This window comes from Streptomyces sp. NPDC059852, from assembly GCF_042731455.1.
Lineage (GTDB): Bacteria > Actinomycetota > Actinomycetes > Streptomycetales > Streptomycetaceae > Streptomyces.
Map to the genome: position 1 here is coordinate 152,707 of NZ_JBHWJK010000013.1, position 26,830 is coordinate 179,536.

Annotated in this window: 29 protein-coding genes, 1 tRNA gene and 1 pseudogene; 19 read left to right on the top strand and 12 right to left on the bottom strand. The window is 71.0% G+C overall.

Features of this window, described 5'->3' with window-relative positions:
- Positions 1-126 precede the first annotated feature (126 nt).
- Positions 127-1,272 (top strand): 4-hydroxyphenylpyruvate dioxygenase, encoded by a 1,146-nt coding sequence (gene hppD, locus ACFV46_RS18940; RefSeq protein WP_361924504.1) that lies wholly within the window; start codon positions 127-129, stop codon positions 1,270-1,272.
- A 22-nt stretch (positions 1,273-1,294) separates the two neighbouring features.
- On the opposite strand, the gene ACFV46_RS18945 is transcribed toward hppD, so the two are convergent.
- Positions 1,295-2,731 carry a tetratricopeptide repeat protein gene (locus ACFV46_RS18945; RefSeq protein WP_385498940.1) on the bottom strand — a complete coding sequence of 479 codons (1,437 nt, stop codon included), beginning with the start codon at positions 2,729-2,731 and terminating at the stop codon, positions 1,295-1,297.
- Positions 2,732-2,833: 102 nt separating this feature from the next.
- Here ACFV46_RS18945 and ACFV46_RS18950 point away from each other — a divergent pair, with 102 nt between their 5' ends.
- On the top strand, positions 2,834-4,240 hold the full coding sequence (locus tag ACFV46_RS18950) for an FAD-binding oxidoreductase (protein ID WP_385498926.1): 1,407 nt from the start codon (positions 2,834-2,836) through the stop codon (positions 4,238-4,240).
- A 19-nt stretch (positions 4,241-4,259) separates the two neighbouring features.
- On the opposite strand, the gene ACFV46_RS18955 is transcribed toward ACFV46_RS18950, so the two are convergent.
- Positions 4,260-4,676 (bottom strand): SsgA family sporulation/cell division regulator, encoded by a 417-nt coding sequence (locus tag ACFV46_RS18955; RefSeq protein ID WP_385498927.1) that lies wholly within the window; start codon positions 4,674-4,676, stop codon positions 4,260-4,262.
- A 260-nt stretch (positions 4,677-4,936) separates the two neighbouring features.
- On the opposite strand from ACFV46_RS18955, the gene ACFV46_RS18960 reads away from it, so the two are divergent.
- Both ACFV46_RS18960 and ACFV46_RS18965 read left to right on the top strand, forming a co-directional pair.
- A complete protein-coding gene (locus ACFV46_RS18960) occupies positions 4,937-6,370 on the top strand; it encodes an RDD family protein (RefSeq protein ID WP_385498928.1) in 1,434 nt (477 codons plus the stop codon).
- 89 nt (positions 6,371-6,459) lie between these two features.
- Positions 6,460-7,188, top strand: a complete 729-nt coding sequence (locus tag ACFV46_RS18965) for an RDD family protein (RefSeq protein ID WP_385498929.1) — start codon at positions 6,460-6,462, stop codon at positions 7,186-7,188.
- Positions 7,189-7,195: 7 nt separating this feature from the next.
- Here ACFV46_RS18965 and ACFV46_RS18970 read toward each other — a convergent pair whose 3' ends face one another.
- Complete coding sequence (locus ACFV46_RS18970; protein ID WP_385498930.1) at positions 7,196-7,447, bottom strand: hypothetical protein; 252 nt, start codon at positions 7,445-7,447, stop codon at positions 7,196-7,198.
- A 395-nt stretch (positions 7,448-7,842) separates the two neighbouring features.
- Between ACFV46_RS18970 and ACFV46_RS18975 the strand changes: the two genes are divergently transcribed.
- Positions 7,843-10,188 carry an immune inhibitor A domain-containing protein gene (locus tag ACFV46_RS18975; protein WP_376726778.1) on the top strand — a complete coding sequence of 782 codons (2,346 nt, stop codon included), beginning with the start codon at positions 7,843-7,845 and terminating at the stop codon, positions 10,186-10,188.
- A gap of 158 nt (positions 10,189-10,346) precedes the next feature.
- Positions 10,347-10,712 (top strand): hypothetical protein, encoded by a 366-nt coding sequence (locus tag ACFV46_RS18980; protein ID WP_361924518.1) that lies wholly within the window; start codon positions 10,347-10,349, stop codon positions 10,710-10,712.
- A gap of 24 nt (positions 10,713-10,736) precedes the next feature.
- Here the strand turns inward: ACFV46_RS18980 and ACFV46_RS18985 are convergent, their stop codons facing one another.
- Together ACFV46_RS18985 and ACFV46_RS18990 are read right to left on the bottom strand one after the other, a co-directional pair.
- A complete protein-coding gene (locus tag ACFV46_RS18985) occupies positions 10,737-11,327 on the bottom strand; it encodes an isochorismatase family protein (protein WP_062665208.1) in 591 nt (196 codons plus the stop codon).
- Between the two features lie 135 nt (positions 11,328-11,462).
- Positions 11,463-12,821, bottom strand: coding sequence for a nicotinate phosphoribosyltransferase (locus ACFV46_RS18990; RefSeq protein ID WP_361924522.1), 1,359 nt, complete (start codon positions 12,819-12,821; stop codon positions 11,463-11,465).
- Positions 12,822-12,912: 91 nt separating this feature from the next.
- Between ACFV46_RS18990 and clpS the strand changes: the two genes are divergently transcribed.
- From clpS to ACFV46_RS19025, 7 genes are all read left to right on the top strand, one after another.
- Complete coding sequence (gene clpS, locus ACFV46_RS18995; RefSeq protein ID WP_055623360.1) at positions 12,913-13,230, top strand: ATP-dependent Clp protease adapter ClpS; 318 nt, start codon at positions 12,913-12,915, stop codon at positions 13,228-13,230.
- A gap of 12 nt (positions 13,231-13,242) precedes the next feature.
- Positions 13,243-13,851 carry a DUF2017 domain-containing protein gene (locus tag ACFV46_RS19000; protein WP_361924524.1) on the top strand — a complete coding sequence of 203 codons (609 nt, stop codon included), beginning with the start codon at positions 13,243-13,245 and terminating at the stop codon, positions 13,849-13,851.
- 351 nt (positions 13,852-14,202) lie between these two features.
- Complete coding sequence (locus tag ACFV46_RS19005) at positions 14,203-15,642, top strand: amino acid permease (RefSeq protein ID WP_361924526.1); 1,440 nt, start codon at positions 14,203-14,205, stop codon at positions 15,640-15,642.
- A gap of 159 nt (positions 15,643-15,801) precedes the next feature.
- Positions 15,802-16,224, top strand: coding sequence for a Mov34/MPN/PAD-1 family protein (locus ACFV46_RS19010; RefSeq protein WP_151784224.1), 423 nt, complete (start codon positions 15,802-15,804; stop codon positions 16,222-16,224).
- A 116-nt stretch (positions 16,225-16,340) separates the two neighbouring features.
- Positions 16,341-16,436, top strand: a complete 96-nt coding sequence (locus tag ACFV46_RS19015; protein WP_309544746.1) for a putative leader peptide — start codon at positions 16,341-16,343, stop codon at positions 16,434-16,436.
- A 113-nt stretch (positions 16,437-16,549) separates the two neighbouring features.
- Entirely contained in the window at positions 16,550-16,828 is a 279-nt protein-coding gene (locus ACFV46_RS19020; RefSeq protein ID WP_361924530.1) for a MoaD/ThiS family protein, read from the top strand.
- A 5-nt stretch (positions 16,829-16,833) separates the two neighbouring features.
- Positions 16,834-17,784, top strand: a complete 951-nt coding sequence (locus tag ACFV46_RS19025; RefSeq protein ID WP_361924532.1) for a cysteine synthase — start codon at positions 16,834-16,836, stop codon at positions 17,782-17,784.
- A 12-nt stretch (positions 17,785-17,796) separates the two neighbouring features.
- Here the strand turns inward: ACFV46_RS19025 and ACFV46_RS19030 are convergent, their stop codons facing one another.
- Entirely contained in the window at positions 17,797-18,264 is a 468-nt protein-coding gene (locus ACFV46_RS19030) for a type II toxin-antitoxin system PemK/MazF family toxin (RefSeq protein WP_385498931.1), read from the bottom strand.
- 211 nt (positions 18,265-18,475) lie between these two features.
- Here ACFV46_RS19030 and ACFV46_RS19035 point away from each other — a divergent pair, with 211 nt between their 5' ends.
- Positions 18,476-19,228 carry an MBL fold metallo-hydrolase gene (locus ACFV46_RS19035; protein ID WP_361924536.1) on the top strand — a complete coding sequence of 251 codons (753 nt, stop codon included), beginning with the start codon at positions 18,476-18,478 and terminating at the stop codon, positions 19,226-19,228.
- A gap of 80 nt (positions 19,229-19,308) precedes the next feature.
- Here the strand turns inward: ACFV46_RS19035 and ACFV46_RS19040 are convergent, their stop codons facing one another.
- Positions 19,309-20,562, bottom strand: coding sequence for a PTS transporter subunit EIIC (locus ACFV46_RS19040; RefSeq protein WP_062665186.1), 1,254 nt, complete (start codon positions 20,560-20,562; stop codon positions 19,309-19,311).
- A gap of 161 nt (positions 20,563-20,723) precedes the next feature.
- A complete protein-coding gene (locus tag ACFV46_RS19045) occupies positions 20,724-22,013 on the bottom strand; it encodes a PTS transporter subunit EIIC (protein WP_361924538.1) in 1,290 nt (429 codons plus the stop codon).
- 176 nt (positions 22,014-22,189) lie between these two features.
- On the opposite strand from ACFV46_RS19045, the gene ACFV46_RS19050 reads away from it, so the two are divergent.
- The 4 genes from ACFV46_RS19050 to rdgB all read left to right on the top strand — a co-directional run bounded on the left by ACFV46_RS19050 (position 22,190) and on the right by rdgB (position 24,443).
- Positions 22,190-22,423, top strand: coding sequence for a glucose PTS transporter subunit EIIB (locus ACFV46_RS19050; protein WP_030943649.1), 234 nt, complete (start codon positions 22,190-22,192; stop codon positions 22,421-22,423).
- A gap of 88 nt (positions 22,424-22,511) precedes the next feature.
- Positions 22,512-23,258 (top strand): ribonuclease PH, encoded by a 747-nt coding sequence (gene rph, locus ACFV46_RS19055; RefSeq protein WP_361924540.1) that lies wholly within the window; start codon positions 22,512-22,514, stop codon positions 23,256-23,258.
- Between the two features lie 143 nt (positions 23,259-23,401).
- Complete coding sequence (locus tag ACFV46_RS19060; RefSeq protein WP_361924542.1) at positions 23,402-23,806, top strand: hypothetical protein; 405 nt, start codon at positions 23,402-23,404, stop codon at positions 23,804-23,806.
- A gap of 34 nt (positions 23,807-23,840) precedes the next feature.
- Complete coding sequence (rdgB, locus tag ACFV46_RS19065) at positions 23,841-24,443, top strand: RdgB/HAM1 family non-canonical purine NTP pyrophosphatase (RefSeq protein WP_361924544.1); 603 nt, start codon at positions 23,841-23,843, stop codon at positions 24,441-24,443.
- Positions 24,444-24,501: 58 nt separating this feature from the next.
- On the opposite strand, the gene ACFV46_RS19070 is transcribed toward rdgB, so the two are convergent.
- From ACFV46_RS19070 to bcp, 4 genes and pseudogenes are all read right to left on the bottom strand, one after another.
- A tRNA-Leu gene (locus ACFV46_RS19070) sits at positions 24,502-24,584 on the bottom strand.
- Positions 24,584-25,258, bottom strand: coding sequence for an HNH endonuclease signature motif containing protein (locus ACFV46_RS19075; RefSeq protein ID WP_361924546.1), 675 nt, complete (start codon positions 25,256-25,258; stop codon positions 24,584-24,586). The genes ACFV46_RS19070 and ACFV46_RS19075 overlap by 1 nt, the downstream gene beginning before the upstream one ends.
- Positions 25,255-25,764: pseudogene (locus ACFV46_RS19080) on the bottom strand (HNH endonuclease); the annotation flags it as partial. The pseudogene ACFV46_RS19080 and the gene ACFV46_RS19075, both read right to left, overlap by 4 nt.
- A gap of 150 nt (positions 25,765-25,914) precedes the next feature.
- The gene (bcp, locus tag ACFV46_RS19085) at positions 25,915-26,382 is read right to left on the bottom strand and encodes a thioredoxin-dependent thiol peroxidase (protein WP_151784213.1); all 468 of its coding nucleotides are present in this window, start codon (positions 26,380-26,382) and stop codon (positions 25,915-25,917) included.
- 94 nt (positions 26,383-26,476) lie between these two features.
- Between bcp and ACFV46_RS19090 the strand changes: the two genes are divergently transcribed.
- Positions 26,477-26,806, top strand: coding sequence for a DUF3618 domain-containing protein (locus ACFV46_RS19090; RefSeq protein ID WP_376726774.1), 330 nt, complete (start codon positions 26,477-26,479; stop codon positions 26,804-26,806).
- The last annotated feature ends 24 nt before the right edge of the window (positions 26,807-26,830 follow it).

Genomic DNA, 26,830 nt, shown 5'->3' on the forward strand with positions numbered 1-26,830 from the left:
AACGACCCCCTTCCGGGGTGGTCATCCTGTACAGAAAGTCCGCGTGCACCGCCCTGGTGCTATGCAGAATGCCCAGCGGAGAACGAAACTATTGCGCACCTTGCCGTGCCGGGCGAGGCTGCGCCTATGACGCAGACCACACACCACACTCCCGACACCGCACGGCAGGCCGACCCCTTCCCGGTCAAGGGAATGGACGCGGTCGTCTTCGCCGTGGGCAACGCCAAGCAGGCGGCGCACTACTACTCCACCGCCTTCGGCATGCAGCTGGTCGCCTACTCCGGACCGGAGAACGGCAACCGCGAGACCGCCTCGTACGTGCTGGAGAGCGGCTCGGCCCGCTTCGTCCTCACCTCCGTGATCAAGCGGTCCACCGAGTGGGGCGCCTTCCTCGAGGACCACGTGGCCGCGCACGGCGACGGCGTGTACGACCTCGCCATCGAGGTCCCGGACGCCCGCGCCGCCTACGCCTACGCGATCGAGCACGGCGCCACCTCGGTCGCCGAGCCGTACGAGCTGAAGGACGAGCACGGCACCGTCGTCCTCGCCGCCATCGCCACCTACGGCAAGACCCGCCACACGCTGGTCGAGCGCACCGGCTACGACGGCCCGTACCTGCCGGGCTACGTCGCCGCCGCCCCGATCGTCGAGCCGCCGGCCAAGCGCTCCTTCCAGGCCGTCGACCACTGCGTCGGCAATGTCGAGCTCGGCCGGATGAACGAGTGGGTCGAGTTCTACAACAAGGTCATGGGCTTCACGAACATGAAGGAGTTCGTGGGCGACGACATCGCGACCGAGTACAGCGCGCTGATGTCGAAGGTCGTGGCCGACGGCACGCTCAAGGTCAAGTTCCCGATCAACGAGCCCGCCATCGCCAAGAAGAAGTCCCAGATCGACGAGTACCTGGAGTTCTACGGCGGCGCCGGTGTCCAGCACATCGCGCTGAACACCAACGACATCGTCCACACGGTCCGCCAGATGCGCGCCGCCGGCGTGCAGTTCCTGGACACCCCGGACTCGTACTACGACACCCTCGGCGAGTGGGCGGGCGAGACCCGCGTGCCCGTCGAGACCCTGCGCGAGCTGAAGATCCTCGTCGACCGCGACGAGGACGGCTACCTGCTGCAGATCTTCACCAAGCCGGTCCAGGACCGCCCGACCGTCTTCTTCGAGATGATCGAGCGCCACGGCTCCATGGGCTTCGGCAAGGGCAACTTCAAGGCCCTGTTCGAGGCCATCGAGCGCGAGCAGGCCAAGCGCGGCAACCTCTGACGGCCGGGCCCGCCGGGGAGGCTCACTCCCCGGCGGACCAGTCCTCGAAGTCCGGGGCGTCCTCCACCGACGGCTCCCCTAGCTCCCGCAGCGCCTCCTCGGCCCTCGGCACCAGCGTCGGCGAGAAACGCGGACTGATCCGCAGCGCCTCCTGGAGGTGCCGCCGCGCCGGCCCCTCCCGGCCCAGCTCCCGCTCGATCATCCCCAGGTGGTAGCTGTACAGCGCGCTGCGCACCCCACCCCCCTTGGCCCGGTCTGTGGCCCGCCGGGCGAACCTCAGGGCCTCCTCGTCCTCCCCGGCCCGGTGCAGCGCCCAGCCCAGCGCGTCCGCGACCGCGATCCCCGGCTGGCGCCGCCACTCCGCGCGCAGCCGCCGTACCGCCGACTCCGCGTCCCCGTGGTCCGCCTCGAACCGGCCCAGGACCAGCTCCTCGTCCACCCCGGCCGCCGCGGCCCGCGCCGCCCGCTCGCGCAGCAGGTCGTACTGCACGCGCGCCGCCTGCCCGAGCCCCAGCGACTCGTACAGCTCGCCCAGCTCCAGCGCGTACTCCGGACACGGCTGCCGCGCGAGGGCCGCCCGGTAGGCGGTCAGCGCCTCCGTGGTGCGGCCCAGCGCGGCCAGCGCCCGGCCCTGCCCGGCCAGCGCCGCCCGCTGGTCCGGGTCGAGCCGCACCGCCTCCTGGAAGTGCCGCAGGGCCGCCTCCACGTCACCGCCCTCGAAGGCCAGCTGCCCGGCCCGCTCCAGATAGGCCGCCCGCTCGGCCGGGGCCGCGGCCCCGGCCGCCGCGTCGGACAGCGCCGCCGCCGCGTCCTCGCGCCGCCCCCGGTCCCGGTACACGGCCGCCGCCCGCGCCCGCACCGCCGGGCCCGAGCGCAGCGCCAGCAGCCGGTCCAGGGCCCGACCCGCCGCCTTGTAGTGCCCGAGGCCGGTGTGCGCGTCGATCAGCTGGGGGTACGCCGTCCAGCGCTTCGGGTCCGCCTTCACCGCCGCCTCCGCCCAGGTCAGCGCCGCACCGAAGTCCCGCCGGGCGTTCGCCAGGGCCGCCATGCCGCTCAGCGCCCCGGCGTCGCGGGACCGGACCTCCAGCGAGGCCCGCAGCGCCTTCTCCGCCTTCGGGTAGTACGCCGGCTCCCCTGTCCGCCGCCCCTGCTCGACGTACGCGGCCCCCAGAACCGCCCACGACACGGCGTCCCGGGGGTGCGTCCGCACTCGCCGCTCGCGCCGCTCGATCAGCGCCGCCAGCTCGGGCAGCGCCGCCGGCACCCCCGAGGTCACCGCGGTCAGCGCCCGCGCCCCCGGCGCCGGCGCGGGCGGCCGCACCGGCGCAGGCCCGGACGGCAGCAGCGCCAGCGCCCCGCCGAGCACGGCACACCCCGCCACCGACGCGATCAGGACCCGGCGCCGCAGGCGCCGCCGGCCGGTCGCGTCCTGTCCCTGGTCCACGGCCTCGTTCTCCATGGCGTCACTGTGCGCGAAACGGGGCGTGGACACGACGACCACACCCGCCCGGCCACGGGTGCCGCGCACGGGGTTCACACCGATGGCCCCGGGTGTCACGCTGTGATAATGAGCCGTACCGAAGCCGCACCCGACCAGGCCCTGGGTGACCTCACCGAGCGGCTGCTCGCCGGTCTGCCCGCCGAGGCCGTCGTCACCGACACCGACGTCACCGCCTCCTACGCGCACGACATGGCCGGCTTCTGCCCGGCCGGCGTCCCCGCCGTCGTCGTGCTCCCGCGCACCGTCGAAGAGGTCCAGCACGTGATGCGCACCGCCACCGCGCTGCGCGTCCCCGTCGTCCCGCAGGGAGCCCGCACGGGCCTGTCGGGCGGCGCCAACGCCTCCGACGGCTGCATCGTGCTGTCCCTGACGAAGATGGACCGCATCCTCGAGATCAACCCGGTCGACCGGATCGCCGTCGTGGAGCCCGGCGTCGTCAACGCGACGCTCTCCCGCGCGGTGGGCGAGCACGGCCTGTACTACCCGCCGGACCCCTCCAGCTGGGAGATGTGCACCATCGGCGGGAACATCGGCACGGCCTCGGGCGGGCTGTGCTGTGTGAAGTACGGGGTGACGGCCGAGTACGTCCTCGGCCTCGACGTCGTCCTCGCCGACGGACGCCTGATGAGCACCGGCCGCCGCACCGCCAAGGGCGTGGCGGGCTACGACCTGACGCGGCTGTTCGTCGGCTCCGAGGGCTCGCTCGGCATCGTCGTGCGGGCGGTGCTCGCGCTGCGTCCCAAGCCGCCCCAGCAGCTCGTCCTGGCCGCCGAGTTCGCGTCCGCGGCCGCCGCCTGCGACGCGGTGTGCCGGATCATGGCCGGCGGCCATGTGCCGTCCCTGCTGGAGCTGATGGACCGCACGACGGTCGCGGCCGTCAACTCCATGGCGAGGATGGGCCTGCCGGAGACCACCGAGGCCCTGCTGCTGGCCGCCTTCGACACCCCCGACCCGGCCGCCGACCTCGCCGCCGTGGGCGCGCTGTGCGAGGCGGCCGGCGCCACCCAGGTGGTCCCGGCGGACGACGCCGCCGAGTCCGAACTCCTCCTCCAGGCACGCAGGCTGTCCCTGACCGCGCTGGAGGCGGTCCGGGGCGTCACCATGATCGACGACGTGTGCGTGCCGCGCTCCCGGCTCGGCGACCTGATCGAGGGCGTCGAGCGGATCGCGGAGAGGCACCGGCTCACCATCGGGGTCGTCGCGCACGCGGGCGACGGCAACACCCACCCCACCGTCTGCTTCGACGCCGCCGACCCCGACGAGTCCCGGCGCGCCCGTGCGTCGTTCGACGAGATCATGGCGCTCGGCCTGGAACTCGGCGGCACGATCACGGGCGAACACGGCGTGGGCCTGCTGAAGAAGGAGTGGATGGCGCGCGAGATCGGCCCCGTCGGCATCGAGATGCAGCGCGGGATCAAGCGGGTCTTCGACCCGCTGGACCTCCTCAACCCCGGCAAGCTGTTCTGACCCGTCCCCCGGGCGCCCGTCACCGGGCGAGCAGCTCGTCGAGCGCGTCGTCGATCCCGAGCCGCCCGGCCTCGGTGCCGGGCGGCACCGCCCGCAGCGTCCGCTCCAGCCACGCCGACACCTGCGCGGCGGGCGCCTCCAGCAGGGCGTCCCCGTCGGGCGAGCTCAGCGCCATCAGCACCACGCCGCGGCCGTCCGACTTCGTCGGCCACACCCGCACGTCCCCGTGCCCGCACGGCCGGAACACCCCCTCGACCAGCAGATCCCGGGAGAACGTCCAGTGCACGGGCTGCGCGGAGCCGATGTGGAAGGTGACGTGGACGGCGTACGGGTCGTCGCTGTGGTAGCCCAGCCGGGCCGGGACGGGGACGCTGCGCTCGGGCGACAGGATGAGCCGCAGCTCCAGTTCGCGCTCGACGACGACGGTGTGGGACATGGCAGGGTTCCTCTCTCGTGACACGTACGGGTTCCCCGGGTGGGCCCGTACGAGTGGAGAGGGGCGGCCCCGCGCCGCATTACGCGACTCGGGCGGACTTTTTCCGGCCCGGCCCCCCGCCGGGCTTTCGTACCTGTGACGTACGTGCACGAGGTTGCCCGGAAAGGGGCGGGACCTGTGGGACCGGCGGTGGCGGGTGCGTCCGTCTGATAGATGTGGAGCCCCCGTAGTGACCCACGAGCAGATACCGGACGACGGACATGAGCGCCCCAACCCCGGCCCCCGGTGACGACCGGCCCCGCGAAGGGTATTACCCGGACCCGTCCATTCCTGGATATGTCCGGTACTGGAACGGCGCCTCCTGGGTGCCGGGCACGAGCCGTCCCGCCCCGACCGACGGCGAGCCGCTCGCCCCGCCGCCGGGCGCCCGGCCGGCCGACGCGCCCGCCCCGGTCGAGGAGACCGGCCCGCACTTCTTCGACGAGGACCCGGTCGCCCGGCCCGCCCCGGGCGACGCCCAGCACGGCAGCCGCCCCGAACCCGCCTCCGCCTGGGGTGCCGACCGCTCCCGGCAGACCGGGTTCGGCGGCGACCAGGACCGCCGGGTCTCCTGGGGCGCCCAGCAGGAGGGCGCCGACCCGCGCGTCCCGGCGCCCGCCGAGCCGGAGACGGAGTCCGGCGGCGGGGCCGCGCCCGACACCTTCCTGATGCGCCGGCCCGTGACGGACGGCGGGGGAGCGCGGTCCGCCGCCGCCCCCGACCCGGGCACGATGGCCATCCGCGCGGTGAACCCGCGCGGCGGCACTCAGGAACCGCCCGCCCCCGCGCCCGGCACGGCCGCGAACGCCCCGCAGGGCCCCGGCTTCAGCGCCGGCAAGGCCGCCGCGGCCCCTTCTCCGGCCCCCTCGCCGGCCCAGGCGACGCCCGCGGCCCAGCCCGCTCCCACGCCGCCCTCCGGCCCCCAGCAGGCCGGGCCCGGCATCCCCCAGCAGTCCGGCGGACCGCAGCCCGCGCCCGCCGCCCCCGCCGCGTCCGGGGCTCCGATCGCGCCGGGTCCCGGCGGCGGCCAGTCCTCCTGGGCGCAGCAGGTCCACCGGCTCGCGGAGCCGGATGCCGACGTCCGGCCCCCGGTCGCCGAGGGCCGGCCCCCGGTCGCCCCGTGGAAGCCCGTGCGGGAGGACCCGTTCGCGGCGGCCGCCCTGCGGCAGGCCGCCGCCCGGCCCGCCGGCCTCGGCAAGCGGCTGGCGGCCCGGCTGGTGGACACCGTGGTGCTCGCCGCCGTCACGGCGGTCGCGGCCGTCCCGCTCGGCACCAAGGCGCTCGACCACGTCGACGACAAGATCGAGGCGGCCAAGCTCTCCGGACGGACCGTCACCGTCTGGCTGCTGGACGGCACCACGTCGGTCTACCTCGGCATCATCCTGGCCGTGCTGCTGGTCGTCGGCGGGCTCTACGAGGCCCTGCCCACCGCCAAGTGGGGCCGCACACTGGGCAAGAAGCTGTTCGGCCTGGAGGTGCGCGACATCGAGGCGCACGAGCCGCCGGAGTACGGCGCGGCGGTGCGCCGCTGGCTGGTGTACAGCGTGCCGGGCGTGCTCCTGGTCGGGGTGGTCGGGGTGCTGTGGTGCCTGTTCGACCGGCCCTGGCACCAGTGCCTGCACGACAAGGCGGCGCGTACGTTCGTCGCCGGATGAGCGGGTCCGCCGTCCGGCCCGGATGATCCGGTACTCCGGACGGCCCCGCGCCGGATGCGCGGCGGTGCGGTTCGCGGTCGACTCGGGCCATGAGCAGCGAACCGCCTCCCGGCCCCGGCCAGCCCCCGGACGACGACCCGTTCCGGAAGCAGCCCCCGCCCGGCGGCGGCCCGTCCGGGCCGTACGGCGACCAGCCGCCCCAGGGCGGGCAGCCCCCGCCCCCACCCGGCGGTGAGGGCGGCCCCTACGGCGGACAGCCGCCCCCGCCCCCGCCCGGCGGCGGTGGCCCCTACGGCGGTGGCCCCTACGGCGGTGGTCCCTATGGAGGCGACCCGTACGGCGGCGGGCCGGCCGACCCGCTGGCCGGGATGCCGCCGCTCGCCGACAGCGGCAAGCGCACGCTGGCCCGGCTCATCGACCTGATCCTGGTGGCGGTCGTCGTCTGGCTGATCACCTGGGGGTTCGGGGTCACCGAGCTCGACGTGGACACCGACAAGGTGCAGTACGGCAAGTCCTTCGCGCAGTCGCTGGTCGCCGCCGTGCTCTTCGTCGGCTACGACACGGTCATGATCTCCCGGACCGGTCAGACGATCGGCAAGAAGCTGCTGCACCTGCGGGTCGCCAACCTCGACAACGGGGCCACGCCCTCGGTGCAGACCACGCTGATCCGCTCGCTGGTGCTGTGGATCCCGTTCGCCTTCTGCTGCGCCTGCATCTGGACCGCGATCGCCGGCGGCTGGAGCTTCTTCGACCGGCCCTACAAGCAGGGCCTGCACGACAAGGCGGCGAAGACCGTGGTCGTCAGCACGGACGCGTGAGGGCGGGTCAGGACTTGCTGAGGGCGGGCTCCTCGGTCTTCTCCCGCTCCGCCGCGGCGGAGCGGCCCACCGTCACCCCACGGGACCCGCGCGGCACGGGCACCGTCATGGCGACCAGGAGTCCGAGCAGCATCGCGGCCAAGGCGATGACCGCGATCCCGGCGCCCGAACCGGTCTGTGACAGCAGCAGCATGGCGAGCGTGGAGAAGACCACGGTGCACGAGCCGTAGGCGAGCTGTGCGGCAGTCGGACGAGGCATGGTCATCGTGTCCTCGGAATCGGGGGTGCACGGGGGATTCGGCCTGGCTTTGCGCCGACGTCCGGGCGTTCCGCCATCCGACTCTATCGGCGTCCATGCCCGAGAGGAACGTTCGGTAAGCGTGACCTGACCAACAGTGCCGGTGCACGGGGGGCGCACGGATTCATGGCGTCCACCAGGTGGACGGCGGTGCGCGCCCGCCCTCCGGCCGCCGTTCGGTAACTGGACGGCGACTCCGCATAGTGCAATTGACCTGTTCAAGTCAAGGTCTGTTTTTTCTGCTTAACCTCTAGTCAAATGACGTCACTTGACTACACGCGTTGATCACGCGCGCGCGGATCCTATGTTGACCAGGACCCTCCTTCCGCGCGCCCGAACGCGGGGGAGGATCTCAAGTGACCAGTAGACCCTGGACGTTCCGTACGGCGGCGACCGCCGTCGCGCTCGCGACAGCCGCGGCGACGTTCTCGACCTTCGCGGTGGCTCAGGCCGACGAAGGCGCACCGGCCTCCGTGGACCGTCGTGACCCGGCGGACCGGCAGCACGCCGACCACGACCTCGAAGGCCCCCTGAGCAAGACCGTGGAGGCGCAGCGGCAGGAAGCGCTCAACCAGGTCATCTCGGGCAAGACCAAGGTGAAGAACCGCGGTGGCTCGCAGGTCGTCGAGCTCAAGAGCAAGAAGGGCGACAGCAAGTACGTCGAGCTGGGCCGTGAGAAGACCGACAAGATCTTCACGATCCTGGTCGAGTTCGGGGACCAGATCAGCCAGTTCGGCGGCACGCCCGGCCCGCTGCACAACCAGATAGCCAAGCCGGACCCGAAGAAGGACAACTCGACGGCCTGGAAGGCGGACTACAACCGCAAGCACTTCCAGGACATGTACTTCGGCACCGGCAAGAACACCGAGTCGGTCAAGAAGTACTACGAGAAGCAGTCCTCGGGCCGCTACTCGGTCGACGGCGAGGTCTCGGACTGGGTCAAGGTGCCCTACAACGAGGCCCGTTACGGCAACAACGCCTGCGGCGACACGAACTGCTCCAGCGTCTGGAACATCGTCAGCGACGGCCTGAACTCCTGGGTCGCGCAGCAGAAGGCGGCCGGCCGCACCGACGCGCAGATCAAGGCCGACGTCGCCCAGTTCGACCAGTGGGACCGCTACGACTTCGACGGCGACGGCGACTTCAACGAGCCGGACGGCTACATCGACCACTTCCAGATCGTCCACGCCGGTGAGGACGAGTCCGCGGGCGGCGGCGTCCAGGGCACGGACGCCATCTGGGCGCACCGCTGGTACGCGTTCGGCACGGACGCCGGTGCCACCGGCCCCGCGCAGAACAAGCTGGGCGGCGCGCAGATCGGCGACACCGGGATCTGGGTCGGCGACTACACCGTGCAGCCGGAGAACGGCGGCCTCGGCGTCTACGCGCACGAGTACGGCCACGACCTCGGTCTGCCGGACCTCTACGACACGCAGGGCGGCGAGAACTCCACCGGGTTCTGGACGCTGATGTCCTCCGGTTCCTGGCTGGGCACCGGCAAGAAGGAGATCGGTGACCTCCCCGGCGACATGACCGCCTGGGACAAGCTGCAGCTGGGCTGGCTGAAGTACGACACGGCCAAGGCCGCCACGAGCTCGTGGCACAAGCTGGGTGTCGCCGAGTACAACACCAAGCACAAGCAGGCCCTCGTGGTCGAGCTGCCCAAGAAGAAGGTCACCACCGAGATCGTCCAGCCGGCGCAGGGCGAGAACCAGTGGTGGAGCGGCAGCGGTGACAGCCTCTCCAACACGCTGACCCGTTCGGTCGACCTGACCGGCAAGTCGGCCGCCTCGCTGACGCTCGACGGCTGGTGGGACATCGAGGCCGGTTACGACTACCTCTACACCGAGGTGTCCACCGACGGTGGCGCCAACTGGACCGCTCTGGACGGCACCGCCGACGGCACCGCCCTCGGCAAGGACGCCAGCGGCAAGCCGGCGATCGACGGCACCTCCGGCGCCTGGAAGAAGCTGGTCTTCCCGCTCGACGCCTACGCGGGCAAGAAGTTCGACCTGCGCTTCCGCTACCAGACGGACGGCGGCGTGGCCCAGAAGGGCTTCGCGGCCGACAACATCGCGGTGACCGCCGACGGTTCGGCGGTGTTCTCGGACGACGCCGAGACCGCCGACGACGCCTGGACGAAGAAGGGCTTCTCGCGCATCGGCGCGTCCATCACGGACGACTACGCCCAGTACTACATCGCCGAGAACCGCCAGTACGTGTCGTACGACAAGACGCTGAAGACGGGCCCGTACAACTTCGGCTTCTCGACGACCCGTCCGGACTGGGTGGAGCACTACGCCTACCAGAACGGTCTGCTCATCTGGAAGTGGGACACCTCGCAGCTGGACAACAACACCAGCCAGCACCCGGGCGCCGGCCTGATCCTGCCGATCGACTCGCACCCGACCCAGCTGAAGTGGACGAACGGCACGCTGATGCGCAACCGCATCCAGGCCTACGACTCCCCGTTCAGCACCTTCCGCACGGACGGCATGACGCTGCACAACGCGGACGTCGCGGCGAAGATCCCGTCGCGTCCGGGTGTGTCGGTCTTCAACGACCGCACCAACACCTACTACGACGCGTCGAACCCCTCCGCCGGTGTCAAGATCACTGACACCAACACCAAGATCAAGATCGTCAAGGAGGCCAAGGACGGCTCCACGATCGAGCTCGAAGTGGGCCCCGCGGCGAAGTAAGAAGTAAAACTGCAGGTCAGAGCATGATCGGCGGCAGCCCCCTGGCGGGGTTGCCGCCGGTCGTGTTTAGGTGCACCCTGTGCTTCCGTTATTGACACCGGCTCCGGCACCGGAGGCGGACCCGACCTCGACACCGCATCGCACGGGGGTGTGACCGTATGGCCGCAGGAGGTTTCTGCAAGCTGCCGACCGGCAGCGTGGTGGTGGCGCTGAACCTGCCCAGACCCACCCCCGACGGCACGGGCAGCGTCCGTGTCCTGGTGCACGCCCGCAATCGCGCCCGAGCCCTGACCAGGCTCCGCAACCTGGGCCTGCGCGCCGTCTACCTGCGGGGGAACGCCGCCCCGCCGACCCCGGACGAGATCACCGCGGTCCTGCACCACCCGGACGGGCTGATATGGCGCACGGCCCCCTGCCCCGACGTCGTCCCCGCCGTGCCGGGCCTCGTCCCCGGACCGGCCCAGGAGCTCTGGCACCCGATCCGGGCCCTGATGCGCCGCCCCGCCGCCCCCGCCCAGCCGTAGCGGACCTCGCGGCCCCTCGGACGGCTACGCCACCACGGGCTTGCCGGTCAGCTCCACGCCGGCCTCGCGCAGCTCCTCCAGCGCCCGCTCGGTGGTCTCCGCGGCCACGCCGGCGGTCAGGTCCAGCAGCACCTGCGTACGGAAGCCCTCGCGCGCCGCGTCCAGCGCGGTGGCCCGCACACAGTGGTCGGTGGCGATGCCCACCACGTCCACCTCGGTGACCTCCCGGGCCCGCAGCCAGTCCGCGAGCCGCACGCCGTTCTCGTCGGCGCCCTCGAACCCGCTGTACGCCGCGGCGTACGCCCCCTTGTCGAAGACGGCGTCGATCGCGCCGGAGGCCACCGCGGGCGCGAAGTTCGGGTGGAAGCCCACGCCCTCGGTGCCCGCCACACAGTGCGCCGGCCACGACTGGACGAAGTCCGGGTGGGCGGAGAAGTGCCCGCCCGGCGCGATGTGGTGGTCGCGCGTGGCCACGACGTGCTGGTAGCCGGACCCGGCCGCCTGACCGATCAGCTCCGTGACGGCGGCGGCCACGTCGGCGCCGCCCGCCACCGCGAGGCTGCCCCCCTCGCAGAAGTCGTTCTGCACGTCTACGACGATCAAGGCGCGGCGCATGGTCGGTGTCCTTCGGTTATGGACGCTGAGGTCGGGACGGTGGATCGGTGTGGGCCCGGCCGTGAACCTCCGAGCCTAGAGACTTCGCGTGCGGTGCGGGAGGGGGCATGGGGCGGGCACTGCGGGCGCGCCCGTTCACGCCCCCGTCTGGCTACCCGGGCGCGTGTGGACGTACTCCGTCGGAATGACGGGTTCCCCCCGGGAGAGCTGCATCGCGGACAGCGGCAGGTTGGCGCGGGCCGCCGCGTGCCGGTCCCGGACGGCGTCCAGGGGCTCGCGCGCCACGACGTCCCCTCCCTTGACGAGCTGGGTCAGCAGCCGCCGGTCGGCGAGGTCCTCGGGCACCGGACCGGTGCCGATCACCTCGGCCTCCGCGACCCCGTCGGCGTCGAGCCGGCGCGCCGCCCACTTGCGTCCGCCGACGGACGTCTTCCCGCCGGTCGACCTCTTCGCCACCGGCACCAGCGGCGCCCCGGCGTCGGCGGACTCGGCGCGGGCGACCAGCTTGTAGACCATGGAGGCCGTCGGGTGCCCGGAGCCGGTCACCAGCTGGGTGCCGACGCCGTACGCGTCCACGGGCGCCGCCGCCAGCGAGGCGATGGCGTACTCGTCCAGGTCGGACGTGACGAGGATCCGCGTGCCGGTCGCGCCCAGCTCGTCCAGCTGCTGGCGGACCCGGTGCGCGACCAGCAGCAGGTCGCCCGAGTCGATGCGGACGGCGCCCAGCTCGGGTCCGGCGACCTCCACGGCCGTACGGACGGCCTCGGTGACGTCGTAGGTGTCGACCAGCAGGGTCGTGCCGCGGCCCATGGAGTCCACCTGGGCCCGGAAGGCGTCCCGCTCGCGGTCGTGCAGCAGCGTGAAGGCGTGGGCGCTGGTGCCCACGGTCGGGATGCCGTACCGGAAGCCGGCGGCCAGGTCGGAGGTGGAGGTGAAGCCGCCGATGTAGGCGGCGCGCGAGGCGGCCACCGCGGCCAGCTCGTGGGTGCGGCGGGCCCCCATCTCGATCAGCGGGCGGTCCCCGGCGGCCGCGGACATCCGCGAGGCGGCCGCGGCGATCGCCGAGTCGTGGTTGAGGATGGAGAGGATCACCGTCTCCAGCAGCACGCACTCGGCGAAGCTGCCCTCCACCCGCAGGATCGGCGAGCCCGGGAAGTAGACCTCGCCCTCCGGATAGCCCCAGATGTCCCCGGAGAACCGGTAGTCCGCCAGCCAGCGCAGCGTCGGCTCGTCGACGACGCCCCGCTCGCGCAGGAAGCCGAGGACGTCCGCGTCGAAGCGGAAGTTCTCCACGGCGTCCAGGACGCGTCCGGTGCCGGCCACCACGCCGTAGCGCCGGCCGTGCGGCAGCCGCCGGGTGAAGACCTCGAACACGCTGCGCCGCTCGGCGGTGCCCGCGCGCAGCGCGGCCTGCAGCATCGTCAGCTCGTACTGGTCCGTGAAGAGCGCCGTCGAGGGGACTTCCACCGGCAGCCCAAGGTCCGCTGTGTTCATGGCCACGCATCGTACCCCCATTTCGTCAGTCTGACGATTTGGGGGCGGTCGGGGCCGGGGATTTGTGCGACCACCCCCCTGCGGTGGCAGCATGGGCACTGTGACGTCACCCGCTCCCCTAGAGATCGAACGCACCGAGTCGGCGGAGGAAGTGTTCGCCGTCCCCGAGCCCGACGTCCCCTGGGTCACGATCGTCCACAACGACCCGGTCAACCTCATGAGCTACGTGACGTACGTCTTCCAGACGTATTTCGGGTACAGCAAGGACAAGGCCACCAAGCTCATGCTCGACGTCCACCACAAGGGCCGGGCGGTCGTCTCCAGCGGATCCCGCGAGGAGATGGAACGCGACGTGCAGGCCATGCACGGCTACGGCCTGTGGGCCACCCTCCAGCAGGACCGGAAGTAGCGAATCGTCTCCATGCCAGGAACCTTCGAACCCGTCCCCGGCGGCGGCGCCGCCGTCGCTCTCGACGACGTCGAGATCTCCATCATCCGGTCGCTGGCCGTCCAGCTGCTGGAGCTCATCGGACCCGGCCCGGCCGGCGACGCCTCCGACGACCCGCTCGCCGAGCTGTTCGCCGAGGGCCCCAGCGAGCCGCCCTCCGACCCCGTGCTCAAGCGCCTGTTCCCCGACGCCTACAGCGACCCCGAGGGCACCCCGCAGGCCGAGGAGGCCGAGGAACAGCGGGCGTACTCCGCCGAGTTCCGCCGCTACACGGAGAACGACCTGCGCGCCGGCAAGCGGGAGAACGCGCTCGCGGTGGTGCGCACCCTGGACGCGCTCAGCGCCGAGAGCGCCGGTGACGGCGCCGCGGTGCTCAAGCTGTCCGCCGAGGAGTCCCAGCAGTGGCTCAGCGCCCTCAACGACCTGCGCCTGGCCATCGGTTCCCGGCTGGAGATCACCGACGAGGACGACACCGATCTGCTGTTCCGCCTCCCCGACGAGGACTCCCGCAAGCCGATGGTGATGGCCTATCTGTGGCTCGGCGGCCTCCAGGAGACCCTGGTCGCCACCCTCATGCCCTGATCCATCCGCTCTCGCGACCTTTCCGTGCCGATATGTGAGGGTTCTGTGTTCGCTCAGCGGACGCTCAAATCCGGATAACGATCCCGTCACCGCCGCCACCCGCTATGCGGGGCGGCGGTGATTTTGTCCGGTTCTCCCTGTGGGATGCGCCACACACGCCCCCGCCGATCACCGTTGCGGCCGTGATAAATCTTCACGACCGCCCGCCGAGCACCACCCGAATGTTCGGCCGGGTGCGCCACAGGGCCGGCGGACCGCCGGCCGGGCACAGCTCCAGCAATCCGGGGGGATCGAGACCCGATCCGCGGCCGACGAAAGGCCCGGGTCGGCATGGAGAAAGGCGCACAAGACATGACCTCTGGGAAGGTCACCGACACGACGGCCACGGGTGCCCCCGAAGAGGGGTACGAGCGCGGCCTCGGCAGCCGTCAGGTCCAGATGATCGCGATCGGCGGCGCCATCGGCGTCGGCCTGTTCATGGGTGCCGGTGCGAACATCGCAAAGGCCGGACCCAGCATCATCCTCATGTACGCCCTCGCGGGCGTCGTCATCTTCTTCATCATGCGGGCCCTGGGCGAGCTGCTCCTGTACCGGCCCGTCTCCGGCTCCTTCGCCGAGTACGCCCGGGAGTTCCTGGGCCCCTTCTTCGGCTTCGTCACGGGCTGGACGTACTGGCTCATGTGGGTGGTCACCGGCATGGCCGAGCTGACGGCCGCCGCGATCTACATCCACTTCTGGTTCCCGGACATCCCGCAGTGGGTCAGCGCCCTGGTGTTCCTCGTGGTGCTCTTCGGCGTCAACCTGATCTCCGTCAAGATCTTCGGCGAGGTCGAGTTCTGGTTCTCGATGGTCAAGGTCACGGCCATCATCGGCATGATCGTCATCGGCCTCGGCGTGCTCACCCTGGGCTTCTCGGACGCCGGTGACACCGCCGCCGTCTCCAACCTCTGGTCGCACGGCGGGTTCTTCCCCAACGGCATCGGCTCCAGCCTGATGACGCTCCAGGGCGTCATGTTCGCCTACCTCGCCGTCGAGCTGGTCGGCGTCACCGCGGGCGAGTCCGAGAACCCCGAGAAGACCCTGCCCAAGGCCATCAACACGCTGCCCTGGCGCATCATCGTCTTCTACGTCGGCGCCCTCCTGGTGATCCTCTCCGTCGTGAAGTGGACCGAGTTCTCCGCCGGTGAGAGCCCCTTCGTGCACGCCTTCGGCAAGATCGGCATCCCGCTCGCCGCGGGCATCGTCAACTTCGTGGTCCTCACCGCGGCCCTGTCGTCCTGCAACTCCGGCATGTACTCCACCGGCCGCATGCTGCGCGACCTGGCCGCCAACAGCGAGGCCCCGCAGGCGTTCGGCAAGCTCAACAGCCGCAAGACGCCGGCCATCGGCATCACCGTCTCCGTGGCGCTCATGGGCATCGGCGTGATCCTCAACTACGTCGTCCCGGAGAAGGCGTTCCTCTATGTCACCTCCGTCGCCACCGCGGCCGGCATCTGGACCTGGATGATGATCCTCGTCAGCCACATCCGCTACCGCGCCGCCGTCGACGCGGGCCGGCTGCGCGCCTCGTCCTTCCCCGCCCCCGGCGGCGCCCTGTTCAGCTGGGTCGCGCTGCTCTTCCTCATCCTCGTGACCTGCATGATCGCGTACGACAAGGACGCGCGGGTCTGCCTGTACGTCGCCGCCGGCTGGGCCGTCGCCCTCGGTGTCGGCTGGTCGGTCCTCAAGAGCCGCAACCCCGGCATCGCCACGCGCGGCGGCGAGGAGCCGGAGCTGGAGAAGGTCGGCTGAGCCACGCGCGGACGTCCGGTCGCGGGGAGCGCTCGTGGTGCCCCCCGCGCCCGCCGCTCAGGACGTCCGCGCCTCCCGGGACGTGACCGCACGTCCGGCATGTGGGCCGCCCCGTACCAACCCTCGGTACGGGGTGGCCCCTCTGCTTATCCTGACCGCATGCTGACCATCACCCAGGCCCTCGTCGACCAGATCGTCGCCCACGCGCGCAAGGACCACCCCGACGAGGCGTGCGGAGTCGTCGCGGGCCCGGCCGGCTCGGACCGCCCCGAACGCTTCATCCCGATGCTGAACGCGGCGATGTCCCCCACGTTCTACGAGTTCGACTCCGGCGACCTGCTCAAGCTCTACCGCGACATGGACGACCGCGACGAGGAGCCGGTGATCGTCTACCACTCGCACACCGCCACCGAGGCCTACCCCTCGCGCACCGACATCTCCTACGCCAACGAGCCCGGCGCCCACTACGTCCTCGTCTCCACGGCCGACACCGACGGCCTCGGCGACTTCCAGTTCCGCTCCTTCCGCATCCTCGAGGGCGAGGTCACGGAGGAGGAGGTCAGGATCGTCGAGTCCTACTGACGACCCGGCCCCGTACGACCCGGTCCGCACGGCCCGGTCTCACCAAGCGACCCGTCACCGTCCGCGATGTGGGATCACATTCCAGGACCCGGACCGGGAATCGATACGATGACCCCATGGTTCTCCACGACGTGAGCGGGAAGACGCCGGGCATGCTGCTCGTGGCGCGGCTGCACGTCGACCTGTGCAGGCTCGCCAGCGCCATCTGTTGACGCGACACCCTGCCGCCGTCCGGCCGTGAGCCGCGGCGCCGCACTCACGCACCACGGCTGTCCCAGCGCTGCCGCGCGCCCCCGACCGACTACTCCCGAAGGAGCCCCGACCCATGGCCATCGAGGTCCGCATCCCGACCATCCTCCGCACCTACACCGACGGTCAGAAGGCGGTGGAGGGCAGCGGTGAGACCCTCGCCGACCTGTTCGCCGACCTCGAGAGCCGCCACACGGGCATCCAGGCGCGCATCGTCGACGGCGACCAGCTGCGCCGCTTCGTCAACGTCTACCTGAACGACGAGGACGTCCGCTTCCTCGACGGCATCAACACCAAGCTCAGCGACGGCGACAACGTCACGATCCTGCCGGCCGTGGCCGGCGGCATGGCCTGATCGGGATGCGGTACGACTCCCCCCTCGCCGCGGTCGGCAACACCCCTCTGGTGCGCCTGCCGCGGCTGTCGCCGTCCGACGACGTCCGGATCTGGGCCAAGCTGGAGGACCGCAACCCCACCGGCTCCGTCAAGGACCGGCCCGCCCTGCACATGATCGAGCAGGCGGAGAAGGACGGCCGGCTCACCCCGGGCTGCACGATCCTCGAGCCGACCAGCGGCAACACCGGCATCTCCCTCGCCATGGCCGCCAAGCTCAAGGGCTACCGCATGGTGTGCGTGATGCCCGAGAACACCTCGCAGGAGCGCCGGGACCTGCTCGGCATGTGGGGCGCGGAGATCATCTCCAGCCCCGCCGCGGGCGGCTCCAACACCGCCGTACGGGTCGCCAAGGAGCTCTCCGCCGAGCACCCGGACTGGGTGATGCTCTACCAGTACGGCAACCCGGACAACGCGGGCGCGCACTACGCGACGACCGGCCCGGAGATCCTCGCCGACCTCCCCTCGGTCACCCACTTCGTGGCGGGCCTCGGCACCACCGGCACCCTCATGGGCGTCGGCCGCTACCTGCGCGAGCACAAGCCCGACGTGAGGATCGTCGCCGCCGAGCCGCGCTACGACGACCTCGTCTACGGCCTGCGCAACCTCGACGAGGGCTTCGTGCCGGAGCTGTACGACGCCTCGGTCCTCACCACCCGCTTCTCGGTCGGCTCCGCCGACGCGGTCACCCGCACCCGGGAACTCCTCCAGCAGGAGGGCATCTTCGCGGGCGTCTCCACCGGCGCCGCCCTGCACGCCGCGATCGGCGTCGGGAAGAAGGCGCTGAAGGCGGGGGAGAGCGCCGACATCGTGTTCGTCGTCGCCGACGGCGGCTGGAAGTACCTGTCGACCGGCGTCTACACGGCCGCGACGACGGAGGAAGCCATCGAGACCCTCCACGGCCAGCTCTGGGCCTGACCGCCCCGCGGGCTACTTCGACAGGTGACGGACCTGGTCCCACACGGCCGGGTCCATCACCCCGACCCGCCGCCGGAAGTCCCGCACCGGGACGACCCGCAGCTCGCCCGTCTCCAGATAGCTCGCCCGGCCCCCGGCGTCGCCGACGGACCCCGGCGGCAGCGCGATGACACCGCCGCGCTCGGCGCGGTTCCTGCTGGTGATCTTGGCGACCGTGACGCGCTGCCCGCGCACCGCCAGCACCAGACACGGCCGGTCCTTGGCCCCCGGCCGGTCCTCGTAGGGCACGTTCGCCCACCAGATCTCCGCCGGCTCCGGCAGCCGCGCCGGCGCCCGCCCCCGGGGCCGCCCGGGCGGCCGGGTCCGCCGCGGCTCACGCCCCCGCCGCGGCTCACGCCCTCGCCCCCACCCGTCCACGAGCGTGGCGACCAGCGCGAGCAGCACGACCGCGCCGAGCGCCGGCCACCATGACGTGTCCATACGGACGACGGTACCGGCGCCCACGCGGCCCGCGCGCCTCTCGTACGCCCCGGGTCCAGCCGAACGCGTGACAGCACAGGTGAGTTCGCCCACAACAGAGCTGTGCGGAGGAGCGACCGGAGGTTTTGCGCCTTACGCTCGACGAACCGCACGACCCCCGACGCCCCCCCATCCCCGATCTTCGGATTCCGCCAGCGGAGGTTTCTGTTTCATGAAGCTCACCGTCGTCGGCTGCTCGGGGTCGTTCCCGTCCGCGGAATCGGCCTGCTCGAGCTACCTCGTCGAGGCCGACGGCTTCCGGCTGCTCCTCGACATGGGCAACGGCGCCCTGGGCGAGCTGCAGCGCCACTGCGGTCTCTACGACCTCGACGCGATCTTCCTCAGCCACCTGCACGCCGACCACTGCATCGACATGTGCGCGTACTTCGTGGCGCGCTACTACCGGCACGACGGCGGCCGCTGCGACCCCATCCCGGTCTACGGTCCCGAGGGCACCGAGCACCGTCTGACCACGGCCTACGCGGACACCCCCACCGCCTCGTCCATGAGCGAGGTCTTCGACTTCCACACGGTCAAGCCGTCCACCTTCGACATCGGCCCGTTCACGGTGCACACGGAACGCGTGGCCCACCCGGTGGAGGCGTACGGCATCAGGATCGAGCACGGCGGCCGGGTGCTGACCTACTCCGGCGACACGGGCATCAGCACCGCCCTGGACGAACTCGCCCGCGACGCCGACCTGTTCCTGTGCGAAGCCGCCTTCACGCACGGCAAGGAGGACATCCCCGACCTCCACCTCAACGGGCGCGAGGCGGGGCAGTCGGCGGCCCGCGCGGGCGCCCGGAGCCTGGTCCTCACCCACATCCCGCCGTGGACCGACCCCGAGGTCAACCTGGCCGACGCGCGCGAGGTCTACGACGGCCCGGTGACGCTGGCGGCGCCCGGCCGGACGTACGAGATCTGACGCCCCGGGCACATTCGACGGCGGCACGGCGAAGGCCCCGGAACCCTGCCGGTTCCGGGGCCTTCGTCATGCCGTGGGGCTCACGCCTTGGTGAGGTCCTCGACCTCCTCCTCGGGCTCGCGGCCCGGGGTGGGGAGGTTCCACTTCGTGATGGCGAAGCGGAAGACGGAGTAGTAGATCGCGGCGAACACCAGGCCGATCGGGATGATCAGCCAGGGCTTGGTCGCCAGGTTCCAGTTGAGCGCGTAGTCGATGAAGCCCGCGGAGAAGGTGAAGCCCGCGTGGACGCCGAGCGCCCAGGTGACCGCCATCGACAGGGCGGTGAGCACCGCGTGGATCACGTACAGCACCGGGGCGATGAACATGAACGCGAACTCGATCGGCTCGGTCACACCGGTCACGAAGGAGGTCAGCGCCAGCGAGACCATCATGCCCATCACGGCCTTGCGGCGCTCGGGGCGGGCGCTGTGGGCGATGGCGATGGCGGCGGCCGGCAGACCGAACATCATGATCGGGAAGAAGCCGGACATGAACTGACCGGCGGTCGGGTCACCGGCGAAGAAGCGGTTGAGGTCACCGTGGACGATCTCACCGGCGGCGTCCTTGAAGTCGCCGAGCTGGAACCAGGAGACGGTGTTCACGAACTGGTGCATGCCGACCGGGATCAGCGCACGGTTGATCAGGCCGAACAGACCCGCGCCGAACGCGCCGAGGCCGGTCATCCACTCGCCGAAGTCGGCGATGACCTCACCGATCGGCTCCCAGACCAGGCCGAAGAAGACGCCCATCGCGGTGCCGACGAAGGCCATGATGATCGGGACGAGCCGGCGGCCGTTGAAGAAGCCCAGCCAGTCCACCAGCTTCTTGCGGTGGTAGCGCTGCCACAGCACCGCGGCCAGCAGACCCATGATGATGCCGCCGAGGACACCGGGGTTGTTGTAGGTCGCGGCTATGTCCGCGCCGTCCTGGACCTTCGCCTCGGTGACGGGGAACGCCTTCAGGACGTTGCTGTACACGAGGAAGCCGACGAGGGCGGCCAGGGCGGTCGAGCCGTCCGCCTTCTTGGCGAAGCCGATCGCGACACCGATGCAGAACAGCATGGGAAGGTTGTCGAAGATCGCACCGCCCGCGGTGGCGAACACGGCGGCGACCTTGTCCCAGCCGAGTCCGTCCTTGCCGAACACGTCGGGCTGGCCGAAGCGGAGCAGCAGACCGGCCGCCGGAAGCACGGCGATCGGGAGCTGAAGACTGCGGCCGACCTTCTGAAGGCCCTGGATCAGGCCTGATCCCCACTTCTTCGTGGGGGCCGCCGTTGGCGAGGTGGCGGTGCTCATAGACTTCCTCCATCGGGTGGTGGTCTACACCACTCAGTGGTGTAGACCTGTTGTACACGATGAAGGTGCGATAAGGAACCCGCGATTCCCGAGCGTTGCCCGGACCGTTATCCCGCCTTGTTCGTACCTTTGTGGAGGCCCCGCGGACCCCTCACGGGCTGTCAGCCCTTGGTGACGTCCTCCACCTCCTCCTCCGGTTCCCGGCCCGGCGTCTTCAGGTCGAACCTGGTGATCGCGAAACGGAAGATCGCGTAATAGAGGACGGCGAAACACAGACCGATCGGGATGATCGCCCACGGCCGCGTCGCCAGATTCCAGTTGATGACGTAGTCGATCAGCCCCGCCGAGAAGCTGAACCCGTCATGCACCCCCAGCGCCCAGGTCACCGCCATCGACACACCCGTCAGCAGCGCGTGCACCGCGTACAGCAGCGGCGCCACGAACAGGAACGAGTACTCGATGGGCTCCGTGATGCCCGTGACGAACGACGTCAGCGCCACCGACAGCATCAGACCGCCGACCTCCTTGCGGCGCCGCGGCCTCGCACAGTGCGTGATCGCCAGCGCCGCCGCCGGCAGCGCGAACATCATGATCGGGAAGAACCCCGAGGTGAACTGACCGGCGTCCGGGTCACCCGCCAGGAACATGTTGATGTCACCGTGCACCACCCGGCCGTCGGGCGTCGTGAACGTGCCGAACTGGAACCAGATGGGCACGTTCAGGAACTGGTGCAGACCCACCACCAGCAGCGCCCGGTTCGCGACACCGAAGACACCCGCGCCCCACGCGCCCAGACCGCTCATCCAGTCGCTGAAACTCTCCAGCGCGTCACCGATCGGCGGCCACACCCACAGACACAGCGCCGCGAACACGATCGCCACGAACGCCATGATGATCGGCACCAGCCGCCGGCCGTTGAAGAAGCCGAGCCAGTCCACCAGCTTCGTCCGGTGGTAGCGCGCCCAGAAGAAGGCCGCCAGCAACCCCATCACGATCCCGCCGAACACCCCCGGATTCTGGTACTCGAAGACCGTCACCGAGCCGTCCTGCAACTGACAGCCCACGTTCGGGACCGCCTTGGAGCCCTCCGGGCAGTCCTCCGGGAACTGCCGCAGCACCGTGTAGTACACGAGGAACCCCGCCACCGCCGCCAGCGCCGTCGAACCGTCCGACTTGCGCGCCATGCCGATGGCCACGCCCACACAGAACAGCAACGGCAGCCCGAGCGCCCCGTCGAGCAGCGCACTGCCCGCACCCACCATCACCCGCGAGACATCGGTCCACCCCAGACCGTCGTCCCCGAACACATCCGGCTGCCCCAGCCGGTTCAGGATGCCCGCCGCCGGCAGCACGGCGATGGGGAGCTGCAGACTGCGCCCCATCTTCTGCAACCCCTGGAACAGGGCGTTCCAGCGCGCCCGTCCGGGAGTGACCGTACTGTCGGCAGTCATCCGAACCCCTGTTCTCGCCGGGCGGTTTGTCGGCCGTCCCCCTGGTGGTGTAGACCAGTCGCGGACGGTTCCGCTGTCGTGAAGGCCATCCTTCGACACAGACGGCACGACCGCTCGCGAAGATGGGCCAACTGTGGGTTACTGCGACAAAGCGGTTCGGATCAGGGAGAGGGAACATGGCCAGCAAGGCTGAGAAGATCGTCGCCGGGCTCGGCGGCATCGACAACATCGAGGAGATCGAGGGCTGCATCACCCGCCTCCGCACCGAGGTCAGCGACGCCTCACTGGTCGACGAGACCGCCCTCAAGGCCGCCGGCGCCCACGGCGTCGTCAAGATGGGCACCGCCATCCAGGTCGTCATCGGCACCGACGCCGACCCGATCGCCGCGGAGATCGAAGACATGATGTGAAGCGCGGGCATCGTCCCCGGCTTCACCCCCTGAAGGGCCCCTCCCCACGCGGGACGGGCCCTTCTCCCATCCCGCTAGGCTCGACGCCATGTCCTCACAGCCCCGCATCGACGGCCGCACCCCCGACCAGCTCCGCCCGGTCACCATCGAACGCGCCTGGAGCAAGCACGCAGAAGGCTCCGTCCTCGTCTCCTTCGGCGACACCAAGGTGCTGTGCACCGCCACCTTCACCGAAGGCGTCCCGCGCTGGCGCAAGGGCAGCGGCGAAGGCTGGGTGACCGCGGAATACGCCATGCTGCCCCGCGCCACCAACACCCGCGGCGACCGCGAATCCGTCCGCGGCAAGATCGGCGGCCGCACCCACGAGATCAGCCGCCTCATCGGACGCTCCCTGCGCGCCGTCATCGACTACAAGGCCCTCGGCGAGAACACCGTCGTCCTCGACTGCGACGTCCTCCAGGCCGACGGCGGCACCCGCACCGCCGCCATCACCGGCGCCTACGTCGCCCTCGCCGACGCCGTCGCCTGGGCCCAGGGCCGCAAACTCGTCAAACCCGGCCGCAAGCCGCTCACCGGCACCGTCAGCGCCGTCTCCGTCGGCATCGTCGCCGGCGTCCCCCTCCTCGACCTGCGCTACGAGGAGGACGTCAAGGCCGACACCGACATGAACGTCGTCTGCACCGGCGACGGCCGCTTCGTCGAGGTCCAGGGCACCGCCGAGGCCGAACCCTTCGCCCGCGACGAACTCAACACCCTGCTCGACCTCGCCGTCGCCGGCTGCGGCGAACTCGCCGACCTCCAGCGCAAGGCCCTCGGCGACATCCTCGAACAGTAAAGAACGAACCAAGACACCGGGCGGCGCCGGGCAACCACACCCCCCGCCCCCGCGTCCCTACGGGTACGGGCGTACGGCACACCGCCGTACGCCCCGCCAGTGCACAGGGGCCCGCAGGCCCGCGCAGGGAGGGGACGTCCACCATGGCCACCAGCCGACGCCGCCGGAGCCGCATCGCCACAGCCGCCGCAGCCGTCGCGGCACTGGCGCTCACCACCGGCCTCACCACCGGCTGCGACGCCGTCGGCAAGGCAATGGACTGCGTCCGCACCGCCGACGCCATCGCCGACAGCGTCACCGAACTCCAGCAGGCCGTGGAGAACGCGAGCAACGACCCCACCCAGCTCGAGGAATCCCTCACCTCCATCGACCAGAACCTCGGCGAGATCGGCGACCAGACCGACGACGCCGACGTCAACAAGGCCGTCGACGACCTCCAGAAAGCCGTCACCAACGTCCGCGACGCCGTCAAGAACGGCGACGAGACCCCCGACATCAGCCCCGTCACCGACGCCGCCGGCGAACTCACCAAGGTCTGCACGCCCTGACCGGCCCCTTCCGCGGTTGGCCATACTGGGGGCCATGACCCGCCTGATCCTCGCCACCCGCAACGCCGGAAAGATCACCGAACTCCGGGCGATCCTCGCCGACGCAGGACTCCACCACGACCTCGTCGGCGCGGACGCCTACCCCGAGATCCCCGACGTCAAGGAAACCGGCGTCACCTTCGCCGAGAACGCCCTCCTCAAGGCCCACGCCCTCGCCCAGGCCACCGGCCTCCCCGCCGTCGCCGACGACTCCGGCCTCTGCGTCGACGTCCTCGGCGGCGCCCCCGGCATCTTCTCCGCCCGCTGGGCCGGCAAGCACGGCGACGACCAGGCCAACCTCGAACTGCTCCTCGCCCAGCTCGGCGACATCGCCGACCCCCACCGCGCCGCACACTTCGCCTGCGCCGCCGCCCTCGCCCTCCCCGACGGCACCGAACGCGTCGTCGAGGGCCAGCTCCGCGGCACCCTGCGCCAGCGCCCCGCCGGCACCAACGGCTTCGGCTACGACCCGATCCTCCAGCCCGACGGCGAGACCCGCACCTGCGCCGAACTCACCCCGGACGAGAAGAACGCCATCAGCCACCGCGGCAAGGCGTTCCGAGCGCTGGCACCGGTGGTACGGGAGTTGCTGGGCTGAGACCTTCCGGCAACGACAACGGCCTGCGTCTCGATCTTCGAAACGCAGGCCGTTCATGTGCGGCGGAAGGGATTCGAACCCTCAAGCCCGCTAAGGGCCACAGGACCTAAACCTGCTGTGTCACCGTTGCACCACCGCCGCTAGGTGCCTGTCATCGTACCGGCAGCCGTCCCCCGTCTTGCGCCTCCCCTGCACCAGGTCCCCGTGAGCGCGTGGCAGTTGGGACACAGCAGCCGCAGATTCTCCCGCCGGTCGTCCCGCCACTCCCCGCTGATGTGGTCGACCTCCAGCGTCATGGGCTTGCCGAGCCACTCGGGACCCACGCCGCACCGCGCACACCGCTCCGGGACGCCGGTCGCCAGGAGCGCCCTGCGCAGGCGGCTCGACTCGGTCCGGTTGGCGCGGTCATGCCGGACCAGCACCTCCTGCGGGCTCTTGGCGTTCAGGGCCGGCCTGCCGCGTTGATGGGCTTTCCCCAGGAAGTGCGCTGTGTCGATCCCCTCCTCGGCCAGCCAGGCGCGCAGCCGGGCGCTCTGGGTACCGTTGACCGTGCGCCCGAGGCGCCGCAGGACTTGCGCGAGCGACGAGGACTCCCCGACGGCGGCGCTCAGCTCCTCGCGCGAGGGCCGCGGACGTCTGCCGCAGGGCCGGAAATGCGAGACGTCGATACCGAAGCGGGTGAAACGCGCCAGCAGGTAGCGACGCAGATTGGGGTACGGCCGCGTCCCCAGGAAGACGATGACCTCGTCGATGTCGCTGCACCGGCGGGCGGCTTCCGCCAGCCGCTCCCGGTCGTACCGATTTCCCGCGCTCATGAGGCCCGCTCCCGAACGCGCCGCGTGCCGCGCCCGCGGTACCGGTCGGTCGTCGAGTGACAGTTGGGGCACAGGAGGCGCAGGTTCTCCAGCCGGTTGTTCCGCCAGTCGCCGTCGATGTGGTCGACCTCGAGCGGCAGGGGCTCGCCGAGCCACACGCCTTCGACACCGCACAGGGCGCACCGCTCCGCCCCGCCCTTCTCCCGCATCGCCCGCTTGAGGCGAGAGCCCGGCACGCGTCCGGCCCGCTCCGCCGTGAGCACGGTGAGGATCTCGTCGGCCGTCCGGCGTCGCCGGTTGTCGCGCTGTCGCTCGGTGCGGACGACTGACGTGAAGTGCGACGTGTCGATCCCGTACGCCCTGATCCGGCGGCTGATGTGGGTGTGGTGGCCGCCCACCACGTCCAGGCCCAGATGGCGGAGGACCTGGGACATGTTCGTCGACGCCGTGACCGCCTCCTGGAGGATGTCGCGCGTCCACTTCACGCCCCCGCGCTCGACTCCTGACCCCATCGCGTCCCCTCCCCGTTCTCGACCACGCGTTCGTGGCCCGTACGGATCAACGAGCCGGTCGTCGGGGCGTCACGCAAGGACGATGCGGAACGGCTCCCACCCGGGGGACCGGAGTGGGAGCCGTCAGGGCGCGGGGCGCGGGTGTCAGATGCCCAGGTCCTTGATGATCTTGGCTACGTGGCCGGTGGCCTTGACGTTGTAGAGGGCGCGCTCGACCTTGCCCTCCTCGTCCACGACGACCGTCGAGCGGATCACGCCGACCACCGTCTTGCCGTAGAGCTTCTTCTCGCCGAAGGCGCCGTACGCCTCCAGGACCTTCTTGTCCGGGTCGGCCACCAGCGTGACCTTCAGGGACTCCTTGTCGCGGAACTTGGCGAGTTTCTCCGGCTTGTCGGGGGATACCCCGATGACGTCGTAGCCGGCGCCGGCCAGCAGCTCCAGGTTGTCCGTGAAGTCGCAGGCCTGCTTGGTGCAGCCGGGCGTCAGGGCGGCGGGGTAGAAGTAGACGATGACCTTGCGGCCCTTGTGGTCCGAGAGGGACACCTCGTTGCCGTCGGCGTCGGGAAGGGTGAAGGCGGGGGCCACGTCCCCCGGCTGGAGTCGCTCGCTCATCGAACAAGCGTAACCGGGGAGCCTGACGGTGCGGTTCGCCGTGGAGCTGACAGACTGTCCGGAAACATCATCAGTTCACTTCGGAGGCCGTACGGTGGCGGACACGTCGGACACCAGGACCCCGGCACAGATCGAGGCGGACATCAAGGCCCGCCGCGTCGTGCTGGCGGAGACGCTCGACGAGATCGGGGTGCGGGTGCACCCCAAGACGATCGTCGGCGACGCCAAGGCCAAGGTCGCGGCGAACATCGACCACACGCTCGGACGGGCCTACGTGGGCGTGAACCGGGCCGTGAGCGACGTCAAGGCCAAGTTCACCGACGAGGACGGCGCGCCCCGTCTGGAGCGCATCGTGCCGGTCGCGCTCGTGGCCGTCGGGCTGGTCGGGCTGCTGGCCCTCGGCACCCGGCGCCGCAGGGGCTGAGGGCGCGGACCCGGCGGCGTACAC